This window comes from Burkholderia sp. MSMB1835 (genome assembly GCF_001526365.1).
In the GTDB taxonomy this organism is placed as follows: Bacteria; Pseudomonadota; Gammaproteobacteria; order Burkholderiales; family Burkholderiaceae; genus Burkholderia.
The window spans coordinates 156,145-171,751 of record NZ_LOYP01000055.1; the positions used below are offsets into that span (position 1 = coordinate 156,145).

Annotated in this window: 13 protein-coding genes; 8 read left to right on the top strand and 5 right to left on the bottom strand. The window is 68.0% G+C overall.

The annotated features are described in order from the left end of the window. The first annotated feature begins 137 nt into the window (after positions 1-137). Positions 138-884 carry an SDR family NAD(P)-dependent oxidoreductase gene (locus tag WS96_RS28765; RefSeq protein ID WP_059837175.1) on the top strand — a complete coding sequence of 249 codons (747 nt, stop codon included), beginning with the start codon at positions 138-140 and terminating at the stop codon, positions 882-884. Between the two features lie 46 nt (positions 885-930). Here WS96_RS28765 and WS96_RS28770 read toward each other — a convergent pair whose 3' ends face one another. The 5 genes from WS96_RS28770 to WS96_RS28790 all read right to left on the bottom strand — a co-directional run bounded on the left by WS96_RS28770 (position 931) and on the right by WS96_RS28790 (position 7,284). Continuing rightward, positions 931-1,425, bottom strand: coding sequence for a heme-degrading domain-containing protein (locus WS96_RS28770; protein WP_059837177.1), 495 nt, complete (start codon positions 1,423-1,425; stop codon positions 931-933). Positions 1,426-1,528: 103 nt separating this feature from the next. Beyond that, on the bottom strand, positions 1,529-2,347 hold the full coding sequence (gene iolB, locus WS96_RS28775; protein WP_059837178.1) for a 5-deoxy-glucuronate isomerase: 819 nt from the start codon (positions 2,345-2,347) through the stop codon (positions 1,529-1,531). A 56-nt stretch (positions 2,348-2,403) separates the two neighbouring features. Next, complete coding sequence (iolE, locus tag WS96_RS28780; RefSeq protein ID WP_059837179.1) at positions 2,404-3,333, bottom strand: myo-inosose-2 dehydratase; 930 nt, start codon at positions 3,331-3,333, stop codon at positions 2,404-2,406. A 65-nt stretch (positions 3,334-3,398) separates the two neighbouring features. Next, entirely contained in the window at positions 3,399-5,282 is a 1,884-nt protein-coding gene (gene iolD / locus WS96_RS28785) for a 3D-(3,5/4)-trihydroxycyclohexane-1,2-dione acylhydrolase (decyclizing) (RefSeq protein ID WP_059837180.1), read from the bottom strand. A 46-nt stretch (positions 5,283-5,328) separates the two neighbouring features. After that, complete coding sequence (locus WS96_RS28790; protein WP_059837181.1) at positions 5,329-7,284, bottom strand: bifunctional 5-dehydro-2-deoxygluconokinase/5-dehydro-2-deoxyphosphogluconate aldolase; 1,956 nt, start codon at positions 7,282-7,284, stop codon at positions 5,329-5,331. Between the two features lie 316 nt (positions 7,285-7,600). Here WS96_RS28790 and WS96_RS28795 point away from each other — a divergent pair, with 316 nt between their 5' ends. From WS96_RS28795 to WS96_RS28825, 7 genes are all read left to right on the top strand, one after another. Then, positions 7,601-8,527: a sugar ABC transporter substrate-binding protein gene (locus tag WS96_RS28795; protein WP_059837182.1), complete on the top strand. Its 927-nt coding sequence runs from the start codon at positions 7,601-7,603 to the stop codon at positions 8,525-8,527. 69 nt (positions 8,528-8,596) lie between these two features. Continuing rightward, positions 8,597-10,180 carry a sugar ABC transporter ATP-binding protein gene (locus WS96_RS28800; protein WP_059837184.1) on the top strand — a complete coding sequence of 528 codons (1,584 nt, stop codon included), beginning with the start codon at positions 8,597-8,599 and terminating at the stop codon, positions 10,178-10,180. Positions 10,181-10,207: 27 nt separating this feature from the next. Further along, positions 10,208-11,233: an ABC transporter permease gene (locus WS96_RS28805; protein WP_034207066.1), complete on the top strand. Its 1,026-nt coding sequence runs from the start codon at positions 10,208-10,210 to the stop codon at positions 11,231-11,233. Positions 11,234-11,277: 44 nt separating this feature from the next. Continuing rightward, on the top strand, positions 11,278-12,192 hold the full coding sequence (locus tag WS96_RS28810; protein WP_059837187.1) for a sugar phosphate isomerase/epimerase family protein: 915 nt from the start codon (positions 11,278-11,280) through the stop codon (positions 12,190-12,192). A gap of 74 nt (positions 12,193-12,266) precedes the next feature. After that, on the top strand, positions 12,267-13,280 hold the full coding sequence (locus tag WS96_RS28815; protein ID WP_059837189.1) for a Gfo/Idh/MocA family oxidoreductase: 1,014 nt from the start codon (positions 12,267-12,269) through the stop codon (positions 13,278-13,280). 77 nt (positions 13,281-13,357) lie between these two features. Then, positions 13,358-14,284, top strand: coding sequence for a TIM barrel protein (locus WS96_RS28820; protein ID WP_059837235.1), 927 nt, complete (start codon positions 13,358-13,360; stop codon positions 14,282-14,284). 65 nt (positions 14,285-14,349) lie between these two features. Further along, positions 14,350-15,522, top strand: coding sequence for a Gfo/Idh/MocA family protein (locus WS96_RS28825; protein WP_059837190.1), 1,173 nt, complete (start codon positions 14,350-14,352; stop codon positions 15,520-15,522). The last annotated feature ends 85 nt before the right edge of the window (positions 15,523-15,607 follow it).

Genomic DNA, 15,607 nt, shown 5'->3' on the forward strand with positions numbered 1-15,607 from the left:
TTCGCGTCGAGCCGCTTTATCGTCGCGGTGCCGCACCGTACATTGCCAGTCAGGCCGGTCGCCATCGCAACGCATCGACGCATCGTCGCGGCAACCGGCACCATCCATCGAACGTCTTCGGACTGAGGAATGAAATCATGAGCAAGCTCACAGGCAAGGTAGCGATCGTCACGGGCGCATCGAAGGGCATCGGCGCGGCAATCGCGAAGGCACTGGCCGACGAAGGTGCAGCGGTCGTCGTCAATTACGCGAGCAGCAAGGCAGGCGCGGATGCGGTCGTGAGCGCGATCGCGGAAGCGGGCGGCCGCGCGGTCGCGGTCGGCGGCGACGTGTCGAAGGCCGCCGACGCGCAACGCATCGTCGATACCGCGATCGAAACGTATGGCCGTCTCGACGTGCTCGTCAACAACTCCGGCGTGTACGAATTCGCGCCGATCGAAGCGATCACCGAGGAACACTACCGCCGGCAGTTCGACACGAACGTGTTCGGCGTGCTGCTGACCACGCAGGCGGCGGTCAAGCATCTCGGCGAAGGCGCGAGCATCATCAACATCAGCTCGGTCGTGACCAGCATCACGCCGCCCGCGAGCGCCGTGTACAGCGGCACGAAGGGTGCGGTCGACGCGATCACCGGCGTGCTCGCGCTCGAACTCGGCCCGCGCAAGATCCGCGTGAACGCGATCAACCCGGGGATGATCGTGACCGAAGGCACGCACAGCGCGGGCATCATCGGTTCCGATCTCGAAGCGCAGGTGCGCGGCCAGACGCCGCTCGGCCGCCTCGGCGAGCCGAACGACATCGCGTCGGTCGCCGTGTTCCTCGCCTCGGACGATGCACGCTGGATGACCGGCGAGCACCTCGTCGTGAGCGGCGGGTTGAACTGAGCGTCGGCGGTATCGCGCGAACGGGGCAGGAGCGCCGTTCGCGCCGCTACGCGCTCATCGCCCGCGCATTCGCGCCGACGTGCCATCGCAAGCATTCGACGACGAGCGCGTGATCGCGTTCGGCGCCGAGGCCCGCGATCGCCATCGCGCCGACGATGCCGGCGCCGGCGACCCGCAACGGCACGCCGCCGCCGTCGAGCGCGTAGTCGTCGTCCGACAGGCCCTGCGACCGCAGCGACCAGCCGGCACGCCGAAAGCGCGCGCCGACCGCGAGCGAACTCTGGCCGAAACGCAGGACCGTGTTCTGCCGGCGGCGGATCGCATCGCCGTCGTGCGCGCCGCTGCCGTCGAGCGCACAGTAGAACAGCAGCGTCTGCTCGCCGACGATGCCGACCGCGATCGGCAGCCCGCGTCGCGACGCGAGGTTGACCGCGATTTCTCCCATGCGGCGCGCGACGGCCGCATCGAAGTGCGGCAGCGCCGGGGTCGACGCATCGTCGTCGACGGCGTGGGGTTCGAGGCGAAAGGGGGACGTCACCATGGCGGGCTCCGTAGCGTTGCCGGCTCGATACGCGTGCCGGGCGTCGCATCGTCACGGGCCGCGTGGGCCCGTGTTCCGTTCAGTGCTTCGGCGCTTCGGCACGTCAGCGTTTCGGCGCCGCATCGAGCATCCACTCGTGCGCGGGGTCGTTCTTGAACGCCCACGCGCGGCTCGGTCCGGCCATCACGTTCAGGTAGTACAGGTTGTAGCCGTGAGGAGCCACGACCGGGTGGTAGCCGCGCGGCACCATCACGACGTCGTGGTTCTCGACCGCACACGCCTCGTCGAGGCTGCGGTCGTCGGTGTACACGCGCTGGAACGCGAAACCCTGCGGCGGATCGATCCGGTGATAGTAGGTTTCCTCGAGCGAGGTTTCGTCGGGCGCCGCGTCGCGGTCGTGCTTGTGCGGCGGATAGCTGCTCGAATGGCTGGCCGGCGTGACGACTTCGACGACGAGGAGACGCTCGGCGGCCGGGTTGTCGCCCATCAGGATGTCGCAGACGTAGCGCGTGTTGGTGCCTTGCCCGCGCACCGAGCGGCGCATCCGTTCGCCGTCGAGGCGCCGCACGGGCTTGTCGCCGCTCGCGTACGGCGCGGTGCACAGCGCGACTTCCGCATCGCGCGTCGCGACCAGCGTGACGGTTTTGCCGCCCGGCACGTACAGTGCATCCGGAGACACTTCCTCGAACACGCTGTCGCGCTTGCCGAGCGCATCGTGGGTTTCGCCGTCGACTTCGGCGCGCACCGTACCCGTCAGCACGACGACGCACAGCTCGCGCGTACCCGTGTCGACCGTTTCGGTATCGCCGGCCTTCAGGCGCAGCGCGCGAAAGCCGACGTGCTTCCAGCCGGCCGATTCGGGCGTGACGTTGCAGATTTCGCGGTCGGCGGATGCCTTGACCAGCAGGGGAGAAATCGTCATGAAGTGGGTCTCCGCAATAGGGTAGGACGCGAATGCTCGGGCGCTTGCGCGCGGGCTCACGCGCTCAACCGGTCGACGATCGCGCGCAGCGATTCGTAGCCCTTCTTCGCATACGCATAGCTCGGCGCGACGGCCGGATCCTGCTCGGCCTCGACGACGAGCCAGCCCTCGTAGCCGGCATCCTTCAGCGTGCGCAGCGTCGCGTCGTAGTCGAGTGCGCCGTCGCCCGGCACCGTGAAGGTGCCGTTGATCACGCCGTTCAGGAAGCTCCAGCCGTCGTTGCGCGCCTGGTTGACGACCCGCGGCCGCACGTCCTTGCAATGCACGTGCGCCACGCGCGACACGTGCTTCTTCAGCAGCGCGACCGGGTCGGCCGCGCCGCCGAAATACGCGTGGCCGGTGTCGAACAGCAGAAACACCTTCGCGGGATCGGTCAGCGCCATCAGCCGGTCGACGTCGTCCGGCGACTCGACGTACGCGCCCATGTGGTGATGGTAGGCGAGCCGGATCCCGTAGGTGTCGAGCAGATGCGCGCCGAACGCGTCGAGGCGCGCCGCGTAGCGCCGCCACGCTTCGTCGTCGACGAAACGCGGGCGCTTCGCGACCGGCGTGTCGATGCTGCCCTGGATCGTGCCCGCGCATTCGCCGTACACGACGACCGTCACGTCGTTGAATTGCAGCTTCGTCATGTGCGCGCGGCAGCGCGCGATCTCCGCCGCGACGGCATCGGCGTCGGTCATGCCCGGCGCGACTTCCGCGAGGAAGCCCGAATACCAGCCCGACACGCACACGAGCCCGAATTCGGCGAGCTTCGCCTTCAGTTCGGGGCCCGTCTTCGGAAACTTGTTGCCGAGCTCGAAGCCCGCATAGCCGATTTCGGCGCCTTCCTTCAGCGCCGTCTCGAGCGGCGTCTCGCCGCCGAGCGACGGCAGATCGTCGTTCATCCACGACAGGGGGTTGATGCCGATGCGGACGTTCCAGCTCATGTCTTGCTTCCTCGATTCGATTCGGATGATGGGGGCGGGGCGTGTTCGTGGCGCAGCGTGCGCGATCAGCGCCGCTGCCGGGTTTTCGCGTCGAGATACGCCTGGTGCGCGCGTTCGACATCGGCGCGTGCGGAGACCTGCGGCACCGCGACTTCCCACCACGCGCCGCCGTCGTCGGTGGTGCGACGGTGCGTGGTGTCGATCACGAGCACCTGGCTCTTCGTCGCCGCCCGTGCGCGTTTCATTTCGCGGCGCAGCTCGCCGACGTCGCGCACGTGCACGGCTTGCGCGCCCATTGCGCGCGCATGCATCGCGAAGTCGATCGTCGAACGTTCGCCGCCTTCGGGCACGCAGTCGTCGAGCATGTTGTTGAAGCTCGCGCCGCCGCAGTTGAGCTGCAACCGCTCGATGCAGCCGTAGCCGCGGTTGTCGAGGATCACGACGATGATCTTGCGGCCGAGCATCACGGAGGTCGCGAGCTCCGCGTTGAGCATCATGTACGAGCCGTCGCCGACGATCACGATCACTTCGCGCTCCGGTCGTGCAAGCTTCGCGCCGAGGCCGCCCGCGACTTCGTAGCCCATGCACGAATACGCATAGTCCATGTGGTAGTTGCCCGGCACGCCGCTGCGCCACAGCTTGTGCAGTTCGGCGGGCAGCGTGCCGGCCGCGCAGACGACGAGGTCGTCGCGCGCGCTGTCGCGCCCGGCGTCGGCCGCGGAGTCGCGCACCGCGCCGATCACTTCCGCGTCGTACGGCAGCGTGTCGGTCGGCATCTGGGTGGTCAGCGCCGTCACGCGCGCGTTCCATGCGGCGGCCTGGTCGCGGTTCGCGGCCGTCCACGCCGCGTCGGCGCGCCAGCCGGCCAGCGCGGCCGACAACTGGCCGAGGCCCGTACGCGCATCGGCAACCAGTTGCCGGCCGCGCTTCTTACCCGCGTCGAACGGCTGCACGTTCAGGCTCAACAACGTTGCGTCGCCGTAGAGCGCGTGCGAGCCGGTCGTGAAGTCCTGCAGCCGCGTGCCGACCGCGAACACGACGTCGGCCTGCGCGGCCGCGCGATTCGCGGCGGGGGAGCCCGTCACGCCGATCGATCCGAGGTTCAGCGGGTGGTCCCACGCGAGACTGCCCTTGCCGGCCTGCGATTCGGCCACCGGCACGCCGTGCGTGTCGGCGAACGTGCGCAGCGCGTCCCACGCCTGGCTGTACAGCACGCCGCCGCCGGCGACGATCAGCGGCTTCTTCGCGGCCTTCAGCACGTCGAGCGCGTCGGCGAGTTCGAGCGGGTCGGCCGGCGGCCGGCGCATCCGGATCACCGGCGGCGCGAAGAAATCCTCGGGCCAGTCGTACGCGAAGGTCTGGACGTCCTGCGGCAGCGCGAGGCACACGGGGCCGCACTGCGCGGGATCGGTCATCACCTGGATCGCGCGCGGCAGCGCGACGAGCAGTTGCTCGGGCGACACGATGCGGTCGAAGTAGCGCGTCACGGGCCGGAAGCAGTCGTTCGCGCTGACGTCGCCCTGTTCGAAATCCTCGACCTGCTGCAGCACCGGGTCGGGTAGCCGCGACACGAATACGTCGCCGGGCAGCAGCAGCAGCGGCAAGCGGCCGACGTGCGCGAGCGCGGCGGACGTGAGCATGTTGGTCGCGCCGGGGCCGATGCTCGACGTCGCGGCCATCATTCGCTGGCGGAAATTCGCTTTCGCGAACGCGACGGCCGCATTGGCCATCCCTTGCTCGTTGTGCGCGCGAAACGTCGGCAGCCGGTCCTTCTCGGCATGCAGCGCTTCGCCGAGCCCGGCCACGTTGCCGTGGCCGAAGATCGCGAACACGCCGCCGCAGTACGGCAGGATCTCGGTGCGGCCGTCGGGCTGGACGACTTCGGCGCGCAGGGCGGCCAGGTAACGCACGAGCGCCTGGCTGACGGTCAGTCTTACGGTGGTGGTCATCGTCGGTCGATAGAGAGAAGTCGGGTGGTCGTCGCGAACACGGGCATCAGGCTGCGGCGGCGCGCGCGGCGGCCCGGCGGCCCAGCCACGCGTCGACCAGTTGCGCGAAGTTGCCGGCCACTTCGTCGATCAGCGCCTGATCGTCGATCCGGCCCGCGAACCAGTTCAGCGACGCATCGGCCCACAGCGTGCGCCCGACCATGAAGCCCTTGACGATCGGGTCGGTCGCCGAGCGGAAGCTGTCGACGAGGTATTGCAGCGGCTGGTTCAGCCCGAGAATCACCGCGCCGCGGCAGTGCGGGTCGCGCTCGGCGATCAGCGCGGCGAGCCGTGCCCAGCCGTCGGCGGTGAGCGGCGTGAGCTTCCACCATTCGGGCTTCACGCCGAGGTTGTAGAAGCGCGCGACCGTGCGCAGCACCGCGTCGTCCTCGGTGCCGGCCGGCGTGACCGCGCGCGGCGGAATCATTTCCAGCAGCAGCTCGTTGCCGCTCGCGCGCGTGGCTTCCCACAGTTCGAGCACGCGCTGCTCCTGCTCGACGCGCAGGTCGACGGGGTCGTCGGGGTGATAGTGAACGAGGCACTTCACGACCTGTTCGGTCGGCCAGTGCGTGAGCGACGAGCCGACCGAACGCGTCTCGTCGAACCGCAGCGGCCGCGAGCCCGGCAGCTCGACCGGCCGGCCGACCCACCAGCCGCGCCCGGTGGCCGACGCGAGCGCGTCGCGACCGTACGCGCCGCCGTCGATCAGCACGCCGACGTGGCCGGCGATGCCGCGGTCGCGCTCGACCTGTTCGACCGCGCGCACGAGCAGGCGCTTCAACGTGCTGATTCGCGCCTCATCCGCGCCGGCCTGCACCGCGAGTTCGTAGAACTGGCTGCGATGGTCGAACGCCATCACGCACAGGTCGTCCCATTCGCGGCGCGGCACCGTCACGCGATGCAGGTGCGCGAGCGTGCGGTCGGCATCGACCGCCGGATTGCGGCTGCCGCCGAACCAGTGCGCGAGTTCGGCCGGCGTCGGCATCGCGGCCGAGCACGCGTGGCGCGACACGACGATCGCGCCGCATGCGTTCGCGATGCGCGTCGATTCGGCCCAGTCGCGCCCGCGCAGCAGCCCCGACAGCAGGCCCGACAGGAACGCGTCGCCCGCGCCGAGCACGTTGAGCACCTCGACGCGTTCGCCGACGAAGGTCGGCGCGGCGTCGATGCGCGCAGGAACGTCGCCTTCGATCACGCAGCAGCCGAGCGCGCCGCGCTTGACGACCAGCGTCGCGTTCGTGATCGCGCGCACCGCCCGCAACGATGAGATCAGGTCGTGCGGCACGCCGCCCGCGATCAGGAATTCCTCCTCGGTGCCGACCAGCAGATCGAATTCGTCGAGCACCTGCTGCAGTTGCCGCGTCACCTGCGCGTCGGGGACGTAACGGTTCTCGCCGGCGCCGCGCGCGGTCAGCCCCCACAGCACCGGCCGGTAGTCGATGTCGAGGATGCGCACCGCGCCGTGGCGGCGCGCGTAACCGAGCGCGGTCAGCGACGCCTCGCGCGTGCCCGGCGTCGACAGATGCGTGCCGGTGATCGCCAGCGCGCGGCAACCGGCGATGAAGTCCTCGCTGATCTCGTCGGCGCGCACGGCCATGTCCGCGCAGTTCTCGCGCACGAACAGCAGCGGGAACGTATCGCGATCCTTCAGCCCGAGCAGCACCAGCGCGGTGAGGCGCTCGCGATCGGTCTGCAACTGGCTCGTGTCGCAGCCTTCGCGCTCGAGCGTCTCGCGCAGGAAACGGCCCATCTGCTCGTCGCCGACGCGCGAAATCATCGCGGTCTTCAGCCCGAGCCGCGCGACGCCGAACGCGACGTTGCCCGACGAGCCGCCGAGATACATCTGGAAGCTGCGCGCGTCTTCGAGGCGGCTGCCGTACTGCTGCGCATAGAGATCCACGGCCACGCGGCCGAGGCAGGCGAGATCGATGGGGCGGTCACTCGGAAAGTTCAGCAGGCTCATATCACGTGTCACGCTCGCGGCCGGCGTTCGGCGCTGCCGGCAGATTAGGGGACCGATCCGGCGGCGGCTGTCCGCGGCATGTGCCGCACGACGCGAGACTGCCTGCCGCCGGGATTCGGGCTACGGACGCAGTCTAGACTTTTTGGAAATCCAGTTCCCTAGGTGAAATCACGTAGAAATAAATTTCCAAATTTTCGAGGAAGTGATCTACAGTTTCATCCGGATGCTTCAGTCCCGATCGGATCCGATCGGACTCGGCCCGGCGGCGCGCAATGCGCCGTCTTCCGCCCCCCGGAGATGAGGAGACAGATTGATCATGAAGACCAAGCTGATGGCCGTCGCGGCCGCCGCGATCCTGGCTGCGCCGCTCGCGCATGCCGAGAAGATCGGCGTGACGATGGCATCGTTCGACGACACGTTCCTGACCATCCTGCGCAACAGCATCGCCGATTCGGCGAAGAAGGACGGCGCGACGGTGCAGATCGAGGACGGCGGCAATGACGTCGGCAAGCAGTTGAGCCAGGTCCAGAACATGATCGCGCAGAAAGTCGACGCGATCATCGTGAACGCCGTCGATACCGACGCGACGCCGAAGATCACGAAGATGGTGACCGCGGCGAAGATCCCGCTCGTCTACGTGAACCGCAAGCCGGTCGATTTCGACAAGCTGCCGGCCGGCGTCGCGGTCGTCGCCTCCGACGAGAAGCAGTCGGGCACGCTGCAGGCGCGCCAGGTGTGCAAGCTGCTCGGCGGCAAGGGCGACATCCTCGTGCTGATGGGCGAGCTGTCCAACGAATCGGCGCGCGCCCGCACCAAGGACATCGAGGACGTGATCGCGACGAAGGAGTGCGCGGGCATGAAGATCGTCGACAAGCGCGAAGGCAAGTGGAGCCGCACGCAGGGCCAGGACATCACGATGAACTGGCTGAGCTCCGGGACCAAGTTCGACGCGATCGTGTCGAACAACGACGAAATGGCGATCGGCGCGATCAATGCACTGAAGGCCGCGCGCAAGCTGACGCCGAAAACGGTCGTCGCGGGCATCGACGCGACGCCGGACGGCCTCGCGGCGATGAAGGCCGGCGAGTTGAAGGTGTCGGTCTACCAGAACGCGACCGGGCAGGGCGCGCAGGCGGTGGCCGCGGCGCTCAAGCTTGCGAAGAAGCAGCCGGTCGATCGCTACGTGAACGTGCCGTTCGAACTCGTGACGCCCGACAACATGAACCAGTACGCGAAGCACTGACCGGTTGTCCCGTTGAACTGCGCGGGCCCGGCACGGCCGGGTTCGCGCGCGACTTGTCGAGGAACGTCCATGTTTACAGCCAGGATCGCGCGCCCGATGGCCGGCGGCGACGCGCCGGCCGCTTCGTCCGGGGCGGCCGGCTCGTCCGGCTCGCCGCCTCCTTCCACGGCCGACTGCGTGCTCGAGGTGCGCGGCGTCGGCAAGTCCTTTCCCGGCGTCGTCGCGCTCGACGGCGTGCAGTTCCGCGTGCGCCGCGGCACCGTTCATGCGCTGATGGGCGAGAACGGCGCCGGCAAGTCCACGCTGATGAAGATCATCGCCGGCGTCTACACGCCCGACCAGGGCGAAATCCTGATCAACGGCGAACCGGTGGTGCTGAACGGCCCGCTCGATGCGCTCGACCGCGGCATCGCGATGATCCATCAGGAGCTCAACCTGATGCCGTACATGACGGTCGCGGAAAACATCTGGATCCGCCGCGAACCGAAGAACCGCTTCGGCCTGATCGATCACGCCGAGCTGCGCCGCCGCACGGCCGCGCTGTTCGAGCGGCTGTCGATCGACATCGATCCGGAAACCGACGTGCGCACGCTGTCGGTCGCGAGCCGCCAGATGGTCGAGATCGCGAAGGCCGTGTCGTTCGACTCGGACGTGCTGATCATGGACGAGCCGACCTCCGCGCTGACCGAAAAGGAAGTCGCGCACCTGTTCCGGATCATTCGCCAGCTGCGCGAGCAGGGCAAGGGCATCGTCTACATCACGCACAAGATGAACGAGCTGTTCGAGATCGCCGACGAGTTCTCGGTGTTCCGCGACGGCAAGTACATCGGCACGCATGCGTCGAGCGACGTCACGCGCGACGACATCATCCGCATGATGGTCGGGCGCGAGATCACGCAGATGTTTCCGAAGGAAGCGGTGCCGATCGGCGACGTCGTGCTGTCGGTGAAGGATCTCTGCGTCGACGGCGTGTTCCGCGACGTGAGCTTCGAGCTGCGCGCGGGCGAGATTCTCGGCGTCGCGGGCCTCGTCGGCTCGGGGCGCTCGAACGTCGCGGAGGCGCTGTTCGGCGTCGTGCCGGCCACGTCGGGCGAGATCCGCATCGACGGCAAGCCGGTGCGTATTTCGACGCCCGCGCAGGCGATGAAGCACGGGATGGCGTTCCTCACCGAGGACCGCAAGGACTCCGGCTGCTTCCTGAATCTCGACCTGCTCGCGAACATGGAAGCGGCGGTGCTCAGCCGCCGCTACGTGAAGTTCAATTTCGTGCAGCAGGCGCAGTTGAAGCGCGACTGCGAGGAAATGAGCCGGATGCTGCGCGTGAAGTCGCCCGGGCTGCACGAGGAAATCCAGAACCTGTCGGGCGGCAACCAGCAGAAGGTGCTGATCGGCCGCTGGCTGCTCACGCAGCCGCGCATCCTGATCCTCGACGAACCGACGCGCGGCATCGACGTCGGCGCGAAGGCCGAGATCCATCGGCTCGTCAGCGCGCTGGCCGGCAAGGGCGTCGCGGTGCTGATGATCTCGTCGGAAATGCCGGAAGTGCTGGGGATGAGCGATCGCGTGATGGTGATGCACGAAGGGCGCATGACCGGAATCGTCGATCGCAAGGACGCCGACCAGGTCCGCATCATGGATCTCGCGTCGCGCTGAGCCGAAACAAGATTGGAGACAACTGAAATGGGCAACCTGAACCCGGTCGCGGATGCGCAGACCATGACACTCAAGTCGCGGCATACGAAGTGGCCGCCCGAACTGAGCATCTTCCTCGTGCTGGTCGGCATCAGCCTGTTCTTCGAGATTCTCGGCTGGATCGTCGTCGGCCAGAGCTTTCTGTTCAATGCCGAGCGGCTCGAGATCATCGTGCTGCAGATGGCCGTGATCGGCATCATCGCGGTCGGCGTGAACCTCGTGATCATCACCAGCGGGATCGATCTCTCGTCGGGGTCGGTGGTCGCGGCGGCCGCCGTCGTGTCGGCGAGCCTCGCGCAGGTGTCCGACTTCCCGCGCGCGGTGTTTCCGCATCTCACCGATCTGCCGGTGATCTGGCCGGTGCTGGCCGGCGTGTGCGTCGGGCTGCTGGTCGGCCTGCTGAACGGCACGCTGATCGCGATGACGGGCATCCCGCCGTTCATCGCGACGCTCGGCACGATGGTTGCCGCGCGCGGCTTCGCGAAGTGGTTCACCAACGGGATGCCGGTGTCGATGCTGACCGACTCGTTCGCGGCGATCGGCGCGGGCGCGAACCCGGTGATCGTCTTTCTCGTGATCGCCGCGATCTTCCACGTCGTGCTGCGCTACACGCGCTTCGGCAAGTACACCTATGCGATCGGCGCGAACCGCCACGCGGCCGTCGTATCGGGCATCAACGTGACGCGTCACCTGATCTTCGTCTATGCGATCGCGGGCCTCCTGAGCGGGATCGCCGGCACCGTGACGGCCGCGCGCGCGATCTCCGGCCAGTCCGGCATGGGCGTGATGTACGAGCTCGATGCGATCGCGGCCGTCGTGATCGGCGGCACGTCGCTGTCGGGCGGCCTCGGGCGCGTGACGGGCACCGTGATCGGCGTGCTGATCCTCGGCGTGATGACGTCGGGCTTCACGTTCATCCGCATCGACGCGTATTACCAGGAGATGGTCAAGGGCGCGATCATCGTCGCGGCCGTGATCGCCGACCAGTACCGCAACAAGAAGTCGCGCCGCTGACCGATTCCGACGCGGCCGACACCACGCAACCTTCCGGGAAGAAGATGAAGATCGCTCTGGATCCCTACATGATTCGCCACCTGCCGCTCGACCGGCTGCCGCACGCGGTCGCCGAGCTCGGCTACGACCAGATCGAGCTGTCGCCGCGCAGCGACTTTCTCGACTGGTGGGTGATGCCGCGCGCGACGCGCGAGCGCATGTCCGCGTTCCGACAGGCGATGCGCGCGAGCGGCGTCGGTCTCGCGTCGCTGCAGCCGATGTACCGCTGGGCGAGCCCGTTCGAGGACGAGCGGCAATGGGCCGTGCGGTGCTGGCAGAAGGCGATCGAGGTCGCAGTGGAGATGGAGTGCCCGCTGATGGTGTCCGAGTTCGGGCGCGGCGCGTCGCCGGAGCGTTCGGTCGGCGAGCGGCCCGGCGCGAACCCGAAGGAGTTGTGCGAAGCCGCGTGGTTTCGCTCGATGGACGCGCTGCTGCCGATCCTCGAGCGCGAACGCATCGTGCTGTCGGTCGAGCCGCATCCGGAAGACTGGATCGAGCAGTTGCAGCCGGCGATCGACATCGTCACGAACATCGGCTCGCCGTCGCTGAAGCTGTCGTACATCGCGCCGCACACGTTCTACTACGGCGACGACATGGCCGCGATGATCGCGGCCGCCGCACCGATTCTCGCGCACGTGCGCGTGGCCGACACGTTCGATCACCGCAAGAGCAGTCAGTTGCGCTACATCGTGAACCCGCCGGGCTCGAACCAGATCCGCGTGCACCAGCATCTCGACATCGGGCAGGGCGAGATCGACTGGGACGTGTTTTTCGGCGCGCTCGGCGCGGCCGGCTTCGACGGCGTGATGTCGTCGTGCGTGTTCGCGTGGGAGGACCGCGCGGAAGCGTCGTCGCGCTACATGCGCGACACGATCCAGCGCTACGTCGATCGCCATTTCGAGCGGGCGGCCGCGCGCTGAGCTGTTTGGGCACCATTGCTGACCGGCGCGGCACGGGCCGCGCCGCTGATGAACGAACCACTGGAGACACCTGCATGACCTTGCAAATCGGCGTGATTGGCTGCGGCGCGATCGGCCAGGACCATATCCGCAGGCTGACGCGTACGCTGTCCGGCGCATGCGTGGTGGCCGTCAACGACATCGACCCGCAGCAGGCGCGCGATGCGGTGACGAAGTACGGGCTCGACGCGGAAATCTACGGCGACGGCCACGACGTGGTCGCGGCCGCCGACGTGCAGGCCGTGCTCGTCACGTCGTGGGGGCCGACGCACGAAGCGTTCGTGCTCGACGCGATCGCGCACGGCAAGCCGGTGTTCTGCGAGAAGCCGCTCGCGGTGACGGCCGACGGCTGCATGCGCATCGTCGAGGCCGAGATCGCGCACGGCAAGCGGCTCGTGCAGGTCGGCTTCATGCGTCCGTACGACGAAGGCTATCGTGCGCTCAAGCGCGTGATCGACAGCGGCGAGATCGGCGCGCCGCTGATGCTGCATTGCGCGCATCGCAACCAGTCGGTCGGCGAGCGCTATACGACCGACATGGCGATCACCGACACGCTGATCCACGAGCTCGACGTGCTGCGCTGGCTGCTCGGCGAGGACTATACGAGCGCGCAGGTCGTCTACCCGAAGAAGACGCGCCACGCGAGCGCGCATCTCGCCGATCCGCAGATCGTGCTGCTCGAAACCGCGACCGGCGTGCGCATCGACGTCGAGATTTTCGTGAACTGCCAGTACGGCTACGACATCCAGTGCGAGGTGGTCGGCGAGAACGGCATCGCGAAGCTGCCCAATCCGCCTGCGGTCGGGCTCAAGCATGCGGCGCGGCAGTCGGTCGAGATCATGACCGACTGGAAGGAGCGCTTCATCGCGTCGTACGACGTCGAGCTGCAGGCGTTCGTCGACGGCGTGCGGCAGGGCGCGCTGACCGGCCCGTCCGCGTGGGACGGCTATGCGGCGGCGGTCGCGGCCGATGCGTGCGTGCGCGCGCAGAAGAGCGGCGCGGTCGAGCCGATCGCGATGGCCGAACGCCCGGCGTTCTATCGCGGCTGAACGTGCCGGACACGTTGACATCGTGCCGCGTGGCCGCGCTCGAGGCCGCGCGCCGCTTTCCTGATGGACTGACCGACATGACGATGAAGATTGGCTGCGCGCCGTGCTGCTGGGGCGTCGACGACGTGAAGAATCCGCACCTGCCGCCGTGGCGGCACGTGCTCGCCGAAGCCGCACAGGCCGGCTATTCGGGCATCGAACTCGGCCCGTACGGCTATATCCCGCTCGAGCTCGACGTGGTGAGCGCGGAGCTCGAACGGCAGCGCCTGAGCATCACCGCCGGCACGATTTTCGACGACCTGGTGTCGCCGGAGAACCTGCCGAACCTGCTGCGCCAGACGCGCGACATCTGCGCGCTGATCACGCGGCTGCCGAAGCTGCCGACGCAGGACGGCCAGCGCTACGCGGCGCCGTACCTGGTCGTGATGGACTGGGGTCACGAGGAGCGCGACTATGCGGCCGGTCACGGCGATCGCGCGCCGCGGCTGTCCGACGAGCGCTGGGCGCGGATGGTGGACCATATCCGGCAGATCGCGACGCTCGCGCGCGACGAATTCGGCGTGCGCGCGGTGATCCATCCGCATGCGGGCGGCTACATCGAGTTCGCGGACGAGATCGACCGGATCGTGGCCGATATTCCGGCCGAGACGGCGGGCCTCTGTCTCGACACGGGCCACCTGTACTACTCGGGGATGGATCCCGAGACCTGGCTGCACCGCCACGCGGCCCGGCTCGACTACGTGCATTTCAAGGATATCGACGCCACCGTGTACGACACGGTGATGCGCGAGCACATCGCATTTTTCGCGGCGTGCGCGCGCGGCGTGATGTGCCCGATCGGCAACGGCGTGCTCGACTACCGCGCGATTCGCCGCGCGCTCGACGACATCGGCTATGCGGGCTATATCACGATCGAACAGGAGCGCGATCCGCGCAATGCCGGCACGAGCCTGCGCGACGTCGCGGCGAGCCGCGCGTTTCTCGCAGCGGCCGGGTTCGCGTGATCGGCCGTCGGCCCGACCCTTTGCACACACTCTGAACACTGAACACGGACAGGAACACGACAATCATGATCGACGGACAGATTCTGCTCGGACATTCGATTCGCTGGGGCATGGTCGGCGGCGGGCTCGGCAGCCAGATCGGCTACAGCCACCGGTCGGCCGCGTTGCGTGACGGCAGCTTCCAGCTGGTTGCCGGCGCGTTCGACATCGATGCCGAGCGCGGGCGGCAGTTCGGCGTGAAGCTCGGCGTCGCCGCGGACCGCTGCTATCCCGACTACCGGACGATGTTCGACGCCGAGGCGAAGCGTGCCGACGGCATCCGCGCGGTGTCGATCGCGACGCCGAACAACACGCACTTCGAAATTTGCCGCGCGGCGCTGAACGCGGGGCTGCACGTCGTGTGCGAGAAGCCGCTGTGCTTCACGACCGAGGAGGCCGAGGCGCTGCAGCGGCTGTCGGTCGAGAAGAACCGCATCGTCGGCGTCGCGTACGGCTATTCGGGACACCAGATGATCGAGCAGGCGCGCGAAATGATCGCGCGCGGCGATCTCGGCGACATCCGCATCGTGCAGATGCAGTTCGCGCACGGCTTTCACAGCGACGGCGTCGAAGCCGCGAGCGCGGCCGCGCGCTGGCGCGTCGACCCGAAGTTCGCGGGGCCGAGCTACGTGCTCGGCGATATCGGCACGCACCCGCTGTACATCTCCGAAGTGATGGCGCCGGACCTGAAGATCAAACGGCTGATGTGTTCGCGGCAGAGCTTCGTGAAGAGCCGCGCACCGCTCGAGGACAACGCGTTCACGATCATGGAATACGACACGGGTGCGATCGGCTACGTGTGGTCGAGCGCGGTGAACGCCGGCTCGATGCACGGGCAGAAGGTGCGCGTGATCGGGTCGAAGGCGAGCGTCGAATGGTGGGACGAACATCCGAACCAGTTGCGCTACGAGATCCAGGGGCAGCCCGCGCAGGTGCTCGATCGCGGGATGCCGTACCTGCACCCGAACGCGACGCGCGAAGACCGCATCGGCGCCGGGCATCCGGAAGGGCTGTTCGACGCGTGGTCGAACCTGTACGCGCGCTTCGCGCTCGCGATGGACGCGGCCGATCGCGGCGACGCGCAGACGTTGAAGCAGATCCGCTTTCCGGACGTCCATGCGGGTGTCGAAGGCGTGCGCTGGGTCGAGAATTGCGTGCGTTCGGCCGATGCGGGCGGCGTGTGGGTCGACTATCGTTGAGCCAGCCGCGGCCGACGCGTGGCGTCGACCGGCGGCCCCTGGCGTTGCCGTGTGTATCGGCGTCGGTAGACGCCCTAATCTTTAC